This window comes from Methylovirgula ligni, assembly GCF_004135935.1.
In the GTDB taxonomy this organism is placed as follows: Bacteria; Pseudomonadota; Alphaproteobacteria; order Rhizobiales; family Beijerinckiaceae; genus Methylovirgula; species Methylovirgula ligni.
Genome location: NZ_CP025086.1, coordinates 385757 through 397885, shown reverse-complemented (window position 1 = coordinate 397885; position 12129 = coordinate 385757). Strand labels below are relative to the sequence as shown.

General features: G+C 64.5%; 10 protein-coding genes. 5 read left to right on the top strand and 5 right to left on the bottom strand.

Going from position 1 to position 12129, the window contains the following annotated elements:
* Positions 1-2 precede the first annotated feature (2 nt).
* Genes CWB41_RS01790 through CWB41_RS01780 form a run of 3 tightly spaced genes read left to right on the top strand, consistent with a single transcriptional unit; the run spans position 3 to position 2420 of the window.
* On the top strand, positions 3-476 hold the full coding sequence (locus tag CWB41_RS01790) for an HXXEE domain-containing protein (RefSeq protein ID WP_115835690.1): 474 nt from the start codon (positions 3-5) through the stop codon (positions 474-476).
* 47 nt (positions 477-523) lie between these two features.
* Positions 524-1747, top strand: a complete 1224-nt coding sequence (locus CWB41_RS01785; protein ID WP_115835691.1) for an MFS transporter — start codon at positions 524-526, stop codon at positions 1745-1747.
* A gap of 10 nt (positions 1748-1757) precedes the next feature.
* The gene (locus CWB41_RS01780) at positions 1758-2420 is read left to right on the top strand and encodes a hypothetical protein (protein ID WP_115835692.1); all 663 of its coding nucleotides are present in this window, start codon (positions 1758-1760) and stop codon (positions 2418-2420) included.
* 16 nt (positions 2421-2436) lie between these two features.
* Here CWB41_RS01780 and CWB41_RS01775 read toward each other — a convergent pair whose 3' ends face one another.
* Complete coding sequence (locus tag CWB41_RS01775) at positions 2437-3885, bottom strand: NAD-dependent succinate-semialdehyde dehydrogenase (protein ID WP_115836336.1); 1449 nt, start codon at positions 3883-3885, stop codon at positions 2437-2439.
* A 78-nt stretch (positions 3886-3963) separates the two neighbouring features.
* Entirely contained in the window at positions 3964-5034 is a 1071-nt protein-coding gene (locus CWB41_RS01770) for a patatin-like phospholipase family protein (protein ID WP_165203917.1), read from the bottom strand.
* 310 nt (positions 5035-5344) lie between these two features.
* Between CWB41_RS01770 and polA the strand changes: the two genes are divergently transcribed.
* Both polA and CWB41_RS01760 read left to right on the top strand, forming a co-directional pair.
* Positions 5345-8374, top strand: coding sequence for a DNA polymerase I (gene polA, locus CWB41_RS01765; protein ID WP_115835694.1), 3030 nt, complete (start codon positions 5345-5347; stop codon positions 8372-8374).
* Positions 8371-9696 carry a sodium:proton antiporter gene (locus CWB41_RS01760; RefSeq protein ID WP_245411184.1) on the top strand — a complete coding sequence of 442 codons (1326 nt, stop codon included), beginning with the start codon at positions 8371-8373 and terminating at the stop codon, positions 9694-9696. Before polA ends, CWB41_RS01760 begins: the two co-directional genes overlap by 4 nt.
* A 9-nt stretch (positions 9697-9705) precedes the next feature.
* Here the strand turns inward: CWB41_RS01760 and CWB41_RS01755 are convergent, their stop codons facing one another.
* From CWB41_RS01755 to CWB41_RS01745, 3 genes are all read right to left on the bottom strand, one after another.
* Positions 9706-10362 carry a septation protein A gene (locus CWB41_RS01755; protein WP_115835696.1) on the bottom strand — a complete coding sequence of 219 codons (657 nt, stop codon included), beginning with the start codon at positions 10360-10362 and terminating at the stop codon, positions 9706-9708.
* Positions 10363-10426: 64 nt separating this feature from the next.
* Positions 10427-11587 carry a signal recognition particle-docking protein FtsY gene (gene ftsY / locus CWB41_RS01750; protein ID WP_342633300.1) on the bottom strand — a complete coding sequence of 387 codons (1161 nt, stop codon included), beginning with the start codon at positions 11585-11587 and terminating at the stop codon, positions 10427-10429.
* 114 nt (positions 11588-11701) lie between these two features.
* A complete protein-coding gene (locus CWB41_RS01745; RefSeq protein WP_115835698.1) occupies positions 11702-12061 on the bottom strand; it encodes a hypothetical protein in 360 nt (119 codons plus the stop codon).
* Between the last annotated feature and the right edge of the window lie 68 nt (positions 12062-12129).

Below are 12129 nucleotides of genomic sequence, written 5' to 3'. Positions count from 1 at the left end.
TTATGACGCTCAGCGCCTGGATCTGGGTCGCGACGGCCAGCTATGCTCTGCACATGCTGGAGGAATATCAGCTCGATTGGCGCGATTGGGCGCGCAACGTTATCGGCCTTCCGGTCGAATGGGGCGATTTCTACGTCACCAATGCGATCGTCGTCGTTCTCGGCTTTGTCGCCGCGCATATCGCCTCTGCCCAGCCGGCGCTGGCCCTGACCTTTCCAGCGCTCATGCTGATCAACGCGACGTTTTTTCACGTTCTGCCATTTGCGTGGACGAAAGGACGGTTTTCTCCGGGGCTCTTTACTGCGGTCATTTTGTTCTATCCGGTCGGCCTCGGCTGCTATCTCGGCGCCGCGGTGGACGGGCTTCTCGACACCGGCGCCGCGGTCATCTCTTTCGGCCTGGGCGCGCTGCTGATGGCCTTTCCCATCGTCCTGATCCGGATACGCAGCCATCCTTATTTCCGCCAGAACTACTGAGCCGCCCATCGCTTTCGGTTTTTCCTTGAGCCGCTATAAGCGGCGTGATGACGTCTATTCCCTTCAACGCTGCCGGCGGCCTGCTGCGCCATCGGCCGTTTCTTTACTATTTTTGTGCCCGCGGCCTCGCTCGTTTCGCCTCGCAGGTGGCGGCGGTGGCGGTCGGCTGGCAAGTCTATGTCATGACCGGCAGCGCCTTCGATCTCGGCATGGTCGGGCTCGCGCAATTCGCGCCGACGGCACTGCTGACGTTCATCGCCGGCCATGCGGCCGACCGCTATAACCGCAAGCGCGTCGCGCAGGTCTGCCAGACCATCGATGGGCTGGCCGCCGCCTATTTGGCCTTAGGCACTCATGGCGGCTGGCTCACCCTGCCGGAGATTTATGCGGTCGTCGGCGTGCTGGGTGTTTGCGGCGCTTTCGACAGCCCGGCGACCGCGGCGCTGCTGCCGGGTGTGACGCCCGAGGGGATGCTGCAGAAGGGCGCGGCGCTGGCGACCGGCGCCTTGCAGGTCGCCTCGATCGGCGGCCCGGCGCTCGGCGGCGTTCTCTACGCCGTCTCGCCGACCCTCGCTTATGCGGTGCCGGCCGCTTTCTGGCTGGCGGCTTCCGTGTTCAACGCTGCGATCAGGCTCGACCGGCCGGTCGAGGCCCGGGCGCCGCTCAGCCTCTCAAGCCTGTTTGATGGCGTCCGGTTCGTCCGCAAGAACGAGGCGATCCTCGGCACCATCTCGCTCGATCTGTTCGCCGTTCTCTTCGGTGGCGGCACGGCGCTGCTGCCGATCTATGCGCGGGATATTCTACACACGGGCCCCTGGGGGCTTGGCGTGCTGCGCGGCGCTCCTGCGGTCGGCGCGCTGCTCATGGCGGGGCTTCTGGCGCGGCATGCGATCAAGGCCCGCGTCGGGATGCGGATGTTCCAGGCGGTCATCATCTTCGGCGTCGCGACGGTGGGCTTCGCGCTGTCGCATTGGCTCTGGCTCTCGATGCTCATGCTGGCGATCACTGGTGCCGCCGATACAGTCAGCATGGTGATCCGCGTGTCGCTGGTACAGATCGCGACGCCGGACGACATGCGCGGCCGGGTCGGGGCAGTCAATTTCCTGTTCATCAATGCGTCAAATCAACTGGGTGAATTCGAGAGCGGCATCACCGCGGCACTGTTCGGCGCGGTGCCGGCGGCCACGATCGGCGGCGTCGCGTCGATTGCCATCGCGCTGCTCTGGATGCGATTGTTCCCGAAATTGCGGGATTTCGAAAAGCTGGAGTAAAAGCCGGGGCATGAGAATAAAGGCTTCACTGTTCGCGACTCTGGGGCTGATCGCCCTCGGCAAGCCGGCGCAGGCGTCCTCAGCGTGGCCGGATACATATCGCGACCGGCTCGAGGCCTGGGCGCTGCTCGAGACCTTGAACGCGAATTTGCTCGCCTCGAACAGCGCGACCAAAACGCTCGAAACCTGGTGCGGCGCGCATCACATGGCCGCGCAGGTGAAGCTGCATGCGCGGCTGCGCCGTGATGTGCACAAGCCCGTCACGCCGGAGCAGCGCGCGCGTCTCGGCATCGGCGCGAGTGAGCCGGTCATCTACCGGCGCGTCGATCTCACCTGCGGCGATCATGTCCTGTCGCAGGCCGACAATTGGTATGTGCCGAGCCGCTTGCAACCGGCAATGGAGAAGGCGCTGGAGACGAGCGACGTTCCGTTTGGCCGCGCGATCCAGGCTTTGCATCCGCGCCGCGAGACGTTCGGCGTCAGCGTGCTTTGGCATCCGCTGCCGGAAGGCTGGGAGCTTGCGCCACCGCCCGCCGATCATCCCGGCGCCAGCCTGTCGATTCCGCCGGTGCTGTTCGAGCATCATGCGCTGGTCTATTCCGGCGACGGCCAGCCGATCTCGGAAGTCGACGAACATTATACGAGCGGGATTCTCGACTTCGTGCGGCAATGAGTTCGGCGAGCGGACTCTAGCCTGCGGCCTGGGTCACGAGCTTGGTGACGAGATAGGCTTCGACCGCTTCCGGGCCGCCCTCGCTGCCATAGCCGCTGTCCTTGACGCCGCCGATCGGCAGCTCCGGCGAACTCAGATGCGAATCGTTGATCGCCACCATGCCGGCCTCGATCCTCTGCGCCAGCGCGTCGGCGGTCGCGGTCGAGGCGGTGAAGGCGTAGGAGGCGAGGCCATAGGCCAGCCTGTTGGCTTCCGCGACGGCGTCGTCAAGCGTGTCGAAGGAGTTGACGAGCGCGATCGGCCCGAAGGGCTCCTCGTTCATCGCCCGCGCGCTTGTCGGTACATGCGCCAGCACGGTCGGCGCGAAGTAATAGCCCTTGCTGCCGCGGCGCGTGCCGCCAGTCACGAGCTTGGCGCCCTTCTCGACCGCGTCCTCGACAAGGGTTTGCAGCGCCGTCAGGCGCCGCGGATTGGCGAGCGGGCCGATATCCGTTGCGGGATCGAAGCCGCTGCCGATCCTAAGCGCCTCGGCGGCCGCGACGAAGCGGGCGAGAAATTGTGGATAGACGTCGCGCTGAACGAGAAAGCGCGTCGGCGCGGTGCAAGCCTGGCCGGCGTTGCGGAACTTGCGCGCGAGCAGCACCCGCAACGCGACATCGAGATCGGCGTCGGCGAAGACGATCGCCGGTGCATGGCCGCCAAGCTCCATCGTCGCGCGCTTCATATGCGCGCCGGCGAGCGCCGCGAGCTGCTTGCCCACGGCGGTCGAGCCGGTGAAGGAGATTTTGCGGATCGCGGGATGCGGAATGAGATGGGCCGAGATTTCCGCCGGCACGCCGAAGACGAGATTGATAACGCCGGGCGGGGCGCCGGCTTCGGCCAGCACGCGGACAAACTCGGCGGGCGAGGCGGGGGCTTCCTCCGGCGCCTTGACGATGATCGAACAGCCGGCCGCGAGAGCGGCGCCGAGCTTGCGGGCGATCTGGTTGATGGGGAAATTCCACGGCGTGAAGGCCGCGACGGGGCCGACCGGCTCTTTCAGCACGAGATTGGTGATGTTCGGCGCACGGGCCGGCACGACACGGCCATAGGCGCGCCGCATCTCCTCCGCGAACCAGTCGAGCGTATCGGCGGCGACCGCGATTTCGACCCTGGCTTCCTTGACCGGCTTACCCTGCTCGCGCGTCATGATCTGCGCGATGGGTTCGATCCGCTCGCGCAGCATCGCCGCCGCGCGGCGCAGGATCTTGCCACGCTCGAAGGCCGATGTGGCGCGCCAGAGCGCGAAGCCACGCGTGGCCGCCGCGGCCGCGGCCTCGAGATCGGTAGTCTCGGCACGGGCGACCTTGCCGATCAGCTCCTCGGTCGCGGGATCGATGATATCAAGCGTGCGCCCGCCGGCGCCGCGCCGCCAGGCGCCGTCGATGAAAAGCAGAACGTCCAAGTCTTGCAGGTCTTGTGGCATGCGCATCTTTCGTTGCGGCGGGCAGCTTCGCCGTTCGATTTGCGCTTCATATAGTACGGGTTGGCGATTTTCGCCTGCTTAAATCGTCATGGCGGCCTTGAGCGGCGCGATGGCCCGCGGCTCTTCACGAGCGGCCGCTTTGCCCACGAGCCAGGTGTTCGCGGCGGCGCGGCCGTGGTCGCGCAACGTCGTGAGGAAGCTCCAATCGAGATTGTTGGCGCTGGCGTCGGAGAGGCCGGCGAATTCCTCCTCGGCGGAGATGTGGTGGATGGCGAGCCGGCGCAGCTTGCGTCCCTCACTCGAAAGCAGGCCGGAGAGCTGGCGGCTGCGGTCAGTGCGCCGCGCGAGGCTCGCCAGCTCCGCCTGGAGCGAGGAATTGAAGGTGATCTGATCGAGCCGGCGCATGATCTCCTGCGCGCTCGTCGGCGTCTCTGTGCTGAGCGCGGGCGTGATCTGCACGATCAGCAAATCGAGCGCGCGGCTGACCGCGACGAGATCGAGCAGCGGCGGGTTCGCCGAATAGCCGCCGTCCCAATAGGCGACATTGTCGATCGTCACGGCATGGCTGTAGAGCGGCAGACAGGCGGATGCGAGCACTACGTCCGCATTGATTTCCGCATTGCTGAACATGCGCGCACGCCCGTCAACGACGCGGGTTGCGGCGATGAGCAGGCCGATCGGCGAGGAAAACCGCAGCCGCTCGAAATCCACTTCCTCGTTCAGCATCGTGCGCAGCGGGTTCAGGTCGAGCGGATTGAACTGATAGGGCGAGAGCAGGCGCGTCCACAGCGAGATGGCGCCGGCGGCGCCGCCGGGCGCGAAATGCGCCGAGGAACCGAAGGGGCCGAAAGCGGCAGTGCGGCTCAGACGCTCCCAGAAATGGGCGAGCTTCTCCCGCGCGGCGTCACGACCGCCTGCCGCGAGGCCGTCCGCCAAAAGCACGGCATTGAACGCGCCCGCCGAAGTGCCGCTCACCGTGTCGAAATCGACATCGCCGGATTCGAGCAGGCGATCGAGCACTCCCCAAGTGAAGGCGCCGAAGGAGCCTCCGCCTTGCAAAGCCAGCGACAGACGCGGCGGCGGCCAAGCGCCGGTACGGCGGCCGAAAGCCACCTCCAACCTCTGCCCCAAAGTCTCGCGTAGGTTCATCATGCGCTCCGCTATTCACCCGGCCGCGCCTTCAAGGGTCACGACAGAGCCGGACGCCCGATATAGTGCATTGCAATATGATTTGCGATAGTTCGCAAGCTTTGAAATTTATGTGGATTTCACATGATGTTACGGGGCGCACACCGTAATCAATCGGGCGAAATCTGGCCATATTCTGTGCAATGCAGCATAAGTCTTTGAAATCGGCGGCGCTTTGGTTAATCAGCAGCGCAGCGCCGGTCTGGATGGCGCCGGCTGCGGCCGCGGCCTATGTTAACGACGACACCATCTTTTGAGCCGCTCCCACATCATGTCCTTGCATCACGACCCGGTGAAAGCCGGAGATCACGTTTTTCTGGTCGACGGATCGTCGTTCATTTTCCGCGCCTACTTCCAATCGATTCGGCAGGACGCGAAGTACAATTACCGGTCCGATCGCTTGCCGACCGGCGCCGTGCGGCTGTTCTGCACCAAGCTTTTCCAGTTCGTGCGCGAGGGCGCGGCCGGCATCAAGCCGACGCATCTCGGCATCATCTTCGACAAGTCGGAGAATTCCTTTCGCAAGGAGCTTTATCCGCCCTACAAGGCCAATCGCTCCGAACCGCCGGAAGATCTCATTCCGCAGTTTCCGCTGATGCGCGCCGCCGTGCGCGCCTTCGGCCTCGTTCCCATCGAACAGGACCGCTACGAGGCGGACGATCTCATCGCGACCTATGCCGATGAGGCGCGGGCGCGCGGCGCCGATGTACTCATCATCTCCGCCGACAAGGATTTGATGCAACTCATTCGCGATGGCGTCGCGATGTACGATCCAGCTTCCGGCGAGCGGGAGGAGCGGCGCATCGGTCTCGCCGAAGTGCAGGATTATTTCGGCGTGCCGCCGGAAAAAGTGGTCGACGTCCAGGCGCTCGCCGGCGATTCGACCGACAATGTGCCGGGCGCGCGCGGCATCGGCGTCAAGACCGCGGCGCAGCTCATCAATGAATATGGCGATCTCGATACGCTGCTCGCCCGCGCCGGCGAGATCAAGCAGCCCAAGCGCCGCGAAATTCTCACGACGCCGGAAAGCGTCGAACTCATCAAGGTCTCGAAACAGCTTGTGACGCTCGAACGCAATGTCGCGCTTGAGGTGCCGCTCGACGATCTCGGCCTTGCCGCGCCAGATGGTCCGACGCTCATCGGCTTTCTCAAGGCGATGGAATTCACGACGATCACCAAGCGTGCCGCCGAGACCTGCGGCGTTGCCGCCGAGGCGATCGAACCCGATCCGGCTTTCGTCGGTCCGGCCGCCTGGCGCGGCCGCAATGGCGCGATCATCGAAACCGTCGCTGCGATCGAGACGGCGGAAGAGAAGATCGAAGGAACGCAACGCCCCTCCGGCCCGCGCAAGAACGCCCGCTATGGCGAGGCGCCGCAGCGCGAGATTGCACCGTCCGGTCCGGCGGAACTCGCGAGCGCCCGCGCGGCCTTGGCGCTCGTCACCCCGTTCGACCGCAGCACGTATAAGACGATCGCCGCGCTTGCCGATCTCGATCACATCATCGCCGCGGCCTTCGAGGCCGGGCTTGTCGCGGTTGATACGGAAACCTCCTCGCTCGATCCGATGCAGGCAGAACTCGTCGGTATTTCGCTCTGCGTCGTGGAAGGGCAGGGCGTCTACATCCCGCTGCGCCATCGCGGCGAAGGCGCCGGCGATCTCTTCGGCGGCGACGCGCTGCTGCCCGGCCAGTTGCCTGTCGCCGATGTGCTGGCGCGCCTGCTGCCGCTGCTGGAATCGGCCAGCGTGCTGAAGATCGCGCATAATGCCAAGTTCGACACGCTCGTCTTCAAGCAGCATGGCATCGCGGTGCGGCCGATCGACGATACTTTGCTGCTCTCCTACGTGCTCGACGCCGGCTTGACCGATCACGGCATGGATGTGCTCAGCGAGAAATTCTTCCATCATAAGCCGCTCGCCTTCGGCGAGGTCGCGGGCTCCGGCCGCACGTTCATCGGCTTCGCCCGCGTGCCGATCGAGCGGGCGACGGAATATTCGGCCGAGGACGCGGATGTGACGCTGCGGCTCTGGAACGTGCTGAAGCCGCGCCTCCCGGCCGAGCGCATGACCAATGTCTACGAGACTCTGGAACGGCCGATGGTCGAAGTTCTCGCGCGGATGGAATCGCGCGGAATCTCCATCGACCGGACAATTCTCTCGCGTCTGTCCGGCGAATTCGCGCAGGATATGGCGCGGCTTGAGGCCGAAATCTTCGCCGTCGCGGGCGAGACGTTCAACCTCGGTTCGCCCAAGCAATTGGGCGATATTCTCTTCGGCAAGATGGGCCTGCCCGGAGCGAAGAAGACCGCGACCGGCGCCTGGTCGACGGCGGCCGGCGTGCTTGAGGATTTAGCAGAACAAGGCAATCCTTTCGCGCGGCTCATTCTGGATTGGCGACAGCTCTCGAAGCTCAAATCGACCTATACCGACGCGCTGCCAGGCTATGTGAACCCGCAGACGCATCGCGTGCATACGTCTTATGCGCTGGCGGCGACCACGACGGGGCGGCTCTCATCCTCGGAGCCGAATTTGCAGAACATTCCGGTGCGCACGGAAGCGGGCCGGAAGATCCGCCGCGCTTTCATCGCCGCGCCCGGGCACAAGCTCATTTCGGCGGATTATTCGCAGATCGAGCTGCGCCTGCTGGCGCATATCGCCGACATTCCGCAATTGCGCCAGGCGTTCGCAGATGGGCTCGACATTCACGCGTTGACGGCATCGGAAATGTTCGGCGTGCCGGTCGCTGGGATGCCCTCCGAAGTGCGCCGCCGCGCCAAGGCGATCAACTTCGGCATCATCTATGGCATCTCGTCCTTCGGCCTCGCCAATCAGCTCGGTATCCCGCGTGATGAGGCGGGCGCCTATATCAGGCAATATTTCGAGCGCTTCCCCGGCATCCGCGCCTATATGGACGCGACCAAGGGTATCGCGCGCGCGCAAGGCTATGTGACGACGCTCTTCGGCCGCAAATGCCATTATCCGCGTATCAACGCCTCGAACCCGTCCGAGCGCGCGTTCAACGAGCGCGCCGCGATTAACGCGCCGATCCAGGGCTCCGCCGCCGATATCATCCGCCGCGCCATGGCGCGGATGGATGCGGCTTTGGAGAAGGCCGGCCTCTCGGCGCAGATGCTTCTGCAAGTCCATGACGAGTTGGTGTTCGAGGTGCCCGACGCGGAAGTCGAGGCGACGATCGCGCTCGTCCGCAAAATCATGACCGACGCGCCGCACCCCGCGATTCAGCTCTCCGTGCCTCTGCAGGTCGATGCCAAGGCGGCCCAGAATTGGGACGAGGCGCATTGAGCCATGCACCTCCGCCTCTTTGGCTGGCGCTGCCGTTCGCCGGTCTGCTGATCTCGATTGCCCTTGGGCCGATTCTCGCGCGGCGAGTGTGGCACGTGCATTACGGCAAGGCCGCGGCCTTCTGGGCGCTGCTCGCGCTCGCATTGCAGGCGGCGATGCTGGGCCCGGCGCCGACCGCGGAGGCCGCGCTCCACGCGCTGCTCACCGATTATCTGCCTTTCATGGCCATGCTCTTCGCGCTCTATACGGCGGCGGGCGGCATTGTCGTGTCCGATCTCGCGCCGGCGCGGCCACGGCATAATACCGCGCTGCTCGCAGCCGGCACATTGGCGGCGAGTCTCATCGGCACGACCGGCGCCTCGATGGTGCTGATCCGCCCCCTGCTGCAAGCCAATGCGACACGCCAGCACAAGATACATCTCGTCATCTTCTTCATCTTCCTTGTCGCGAATATCGGCGGCGCTTTGAGTCCGCTTGGGGATCCGCCGCTGTTTCTCGGCTTTCTGCGCGGCGTGGATTTCTTCTGGCCGCTGCGGCATCTGTGGCCGCACTGGCTTCTGACAGCCGGGCTGCTGCTCGCGATCTTCTTCGCCGTGGATACCTATTTCGCCCGTCATGAGCCGAAATTCGCGCCCGGCGAGGCGCCCATGCGCGTGCGCGGCCTTGCCAATGTCGCGCTTGTCGGCGTTGCCGTCGCCGCAATCGTCATCAGCGGCGTCTGGCGGCCCGGCATTGCTTTCGACATTTTCGGGACGCATCTCGTCTTGCAGAACATCCTGCGCGACGGTGTCCTGATCGCGGTCGGCTTTATCTCGCTGGCGGTGACGCCGCAAGCGGATCGCGCCGCCAATCATTTCTCTTGGGCGCCGATCGAGGAAGTCGCCAAGCTCTTCGCCGCGATCTTCATCTGCATCGTTCCGGTGATGGTCTTGTTGGCCGCGAAGACTGATGGTCCTTTCGCGCCGGTCATCGCGCTGCTCTCCCGTGGCGACGGCGCGCCGAACGATGCCGCCTATTTCTGGGCGACGGGGCTGCTGTCCTCGCTGCTCGACAATGCGCCGACCTATCTCGTCTTCTTCGGCCTTGCCGGCGGCGATCCGGCGCAGCTTTCGGGCCCGCTCGCGCCGACGCTTGCGGCCATTTCGCTCGGCGCGGTTTTCATGGGCGCTTTGACCTATATCGGCAATGCGCCGAATTTCATGGTCTATGCGCTGGCGCGCCGCGCCCATGTGCCGATGCCGAGCTTCTTTGGCTATCTCGCCTGGTCGGGCGCGATCCTCTTGCCGGTCTTCATTCTGGTAACGGCGCTCTTCTTCTGGTGAGGGCGAGGCTTATCCCGTCGGCTCTTCTTCCTTCAACTCGTGCTTCATCATCAGCGGCAATTGCGCGAGGGTGAAGAGGAAGATCAGGATCATCGTGCCGGGGAATTTGAAATAGACCCACACATTGTTCGATTGCGTGCGCCAGACGATCTCGTTGAGGATCGCGAGGAAGAAGAAGAACAGGCCCCAGCGCAAGGTGAGGAGACGCCAGCCCTCCTCGGTCAGCGGCATGGAATTGTCGAGCACGATTTCGAGGATCGGCTTCTTGAGATAAAGGCCGCCGAGCAGCGCCGCGCCAAAGGCGAAGTAAAGGACCGTCGGCTTCATTTTGATAAAGCGCGGGTCCTGAAAATAGATCGTCAGCGCGCCGAAGATGACGACGAGAATCGCGGTGACGAGCGGCATCACCGGCAGGCGGCGCGATTGGATGTAGGAGACGACGAGCGCGATCAGCACGGCCGGGATCAGCACGATGGTCGCGGTGTAGAGGCCGGCATTCTCGCCAATGAGCAGATGGGGCGGCAGGACGAGATGCGCATAGGGCGCAAACAGCTTCGGCCGCGCATTGGCGAAGAAGAACAGAATGAGCGGCCCGAGCTCCAGCGTCATTTTCAGCCACGGCGACCTTGCCGGTTTGGCTGCGGGCTTTTGTGCGGTTTCGGTCATGAAAGGCCTTTTCCTCGCGCATCGGATTGCTCCGGAAACCGGTTCCTGCTTTCGGGTCCGATGCTCATTCCTCAAGCCCGGCGATGGCGCGGGCGAAATCGCGTGCGGTGAAGGATTCGAGATCGTCGGCGCCCTCGCCGACGCCGATGAAATGAATCGGCAGTTTGAATTTGTCCGCGATGGCGACGAGGATGCCGCCCCGCGCTGTGCCATCGAGCTTGGTCATCACCAGGCCTGTGACGCCCGCCGTGCGGCTGAAAATCTCGACCTGGCTGAGCGCGTTCTGGCCGACCGTCGCGTCGAGGACGAGCAGCACCGCATGCGGCGCCTCGGGATCGAGCTTCTTCATCACGCGGATGATCTTTTCGAGCTCGGCCATCAGCTCGGTGCGATTCTGCAGCCGGCCGGCGGTATCCATGATGAGCAGATCGGCGTTCTGCGCGCGCGCGGCCTCCAGCGCGTCATAGCCGAGGCCCGCGGCATCGCCGCCGCTCTCGCGCGCAATGACCTCGCAATGGAACCGCGCGCCCCAGATGCGCAATTGCTCGATCGCCGCCGCGCGGAATGTATCGCCGGCGGCGAGCACGACCTTGAAGCCGTCGCGCGAAAATTTGGCGGCGAGCTTGCCGATCGTCGTCGTCTTGCCGGAGCCGTTGACGCCGATGACAAGGATCACGAAGGGCCGTTTGCTCGCATCGATCTCGAGCGGGCGGGCGACGGGCGCCAGCACCGCTTCGACTTCGGAGGCGAGGATGGTCTTCACCTCATCGGGGCTGACATTCTTGTCATAGCGGCCCTTGGCCACGGCCTCGGCGATCCGCAGCGCCGCGCCGGTGCCGAGGTCGGCGCGGATCAGCACATCTTCGAGCTCTTGCAGAGTCTCGGAATCGAGCTTGCGCTTGGTGAATATGTCGGCGATGCCGCCGCCGATGGATTGCGAGGAGCGTGACAGGCCCTGACGCAGCCGCGCCCACCAGCTTGGTTTTGCTATTGGCTCGGGCTTGGCTTCCGCCGCCTGCGGCGCAGGCGCGGCGACAGGCTCCAGCGCGAGAGGTTCGGGCGTCGCTGTTGGCACGTCCTCGGGCGCAGCCAATTCTGGCGCGGCAAAATCGGGCGCGGCAGATTCCGGCGCGGCTGGCGGCGGGATATCCGCATCCTTGCGGCCAAGGAGCCGCTCGAAAAGCGAGCGTTTCGGCTTCGCTTCCGGTTTATCTTCATCCGCCAAAATGCATCCGATCTCGCTCGTCCTGCCGCTTCCTATATGGCGACATTGGACACGATACAAAGCCGGAATTTGCCGGAAATAAGGGAAACCCCGACGGGCGCGCGGGGGAAGTCGTTATTTCGCCGGGGCGATCTCGTTCCAGACGCCCGCGCCCAGCACCCACAGCCGGCCGGACTGCGTTTCCAGCCGGTAGAGCCAATAGTTTCCTTTGCCGTCCGCGCCCGCCGCCGAATAAAGCCGATAGACGCCCTGCGGGACGGGTTGCGGGTCTTTGGTGCCGGAAAAATTCACGCCGTAGGTGTAGCTGACCTCGCCGGTTGCGACATTGAGACGATAGATGACGGGCGTAGCATTCCCGCCGGGCGTGACGACCGTCACCTCGTAGGCGGATGCCGCAAGAGACGCCGTGGCGCCAGCGCAGGTGACGGCGACAAGCAGAAAAAGACCTGTGGCGGAATGCATCAGACGCTGCATGGCGCAGTCTCCTCGTTAGGCTTCGCGGTGCGAGACGGTCGAGCTTTAGCGTTTACCGCGTGTCCTGG

Coding starts and splice junctions, on each gene's coding strand:
- CWB41_RS01790 (WP_115835690.1), top strand. CDS start 3: ATGACGCTCAGCGCCTGGATCTGGGTCGCGACGGCCAGCTATGCTCTG.
- CWB41_RS01785 (WP_115835691.1), top strand. CDS start 524: ATGACGTCTATTCCCTTCAACGCTGCCGGCGGCCTGCTGCGCCATCGG.
- CWB41_RS01780 (WP_115835692.1), top strand. CDS start 1,758: ATGAGAATAAAGGCTTCACTGTTCGCGACTCTGGGGCTGATCGCCCTC.
- CWB41_RS01775 (WP_115836336.1), bottom strand. CDS start 3,885: ATGCCACAAGACCTGCAAGACTTGGACGTTCTGCTTTTCATCGACGGC.
- CWB41_RS01770 (WP_165203917.1), bottom strand. CDS start 5,034: ATGAACCTACGCGAGACTTTGGGGCAGAGGTTGGAGGTGGCTTTCGGC.
- polA (WP_115835694.1), top strand. CDS start 5,345: ATGTCCTTGCATCACGACCCGGTGAAAGCCGGAGATCACGTTTTTCTG.
- CWB41_RS01755 (WP_115835696.1), bottom strand. CDS start 10,362: ATGACCGAAACCGCACAAAAGCCCGCAGCCAAACCGGCAAGGTCGCCG.
- CWB41_RS01745 (WP_115835698.1), bottom strand. CDS start 12,061: ATGCAGCGTCTGATGCATTCCGCCACAGGTCTTTTTCTGCTTGTCGCC.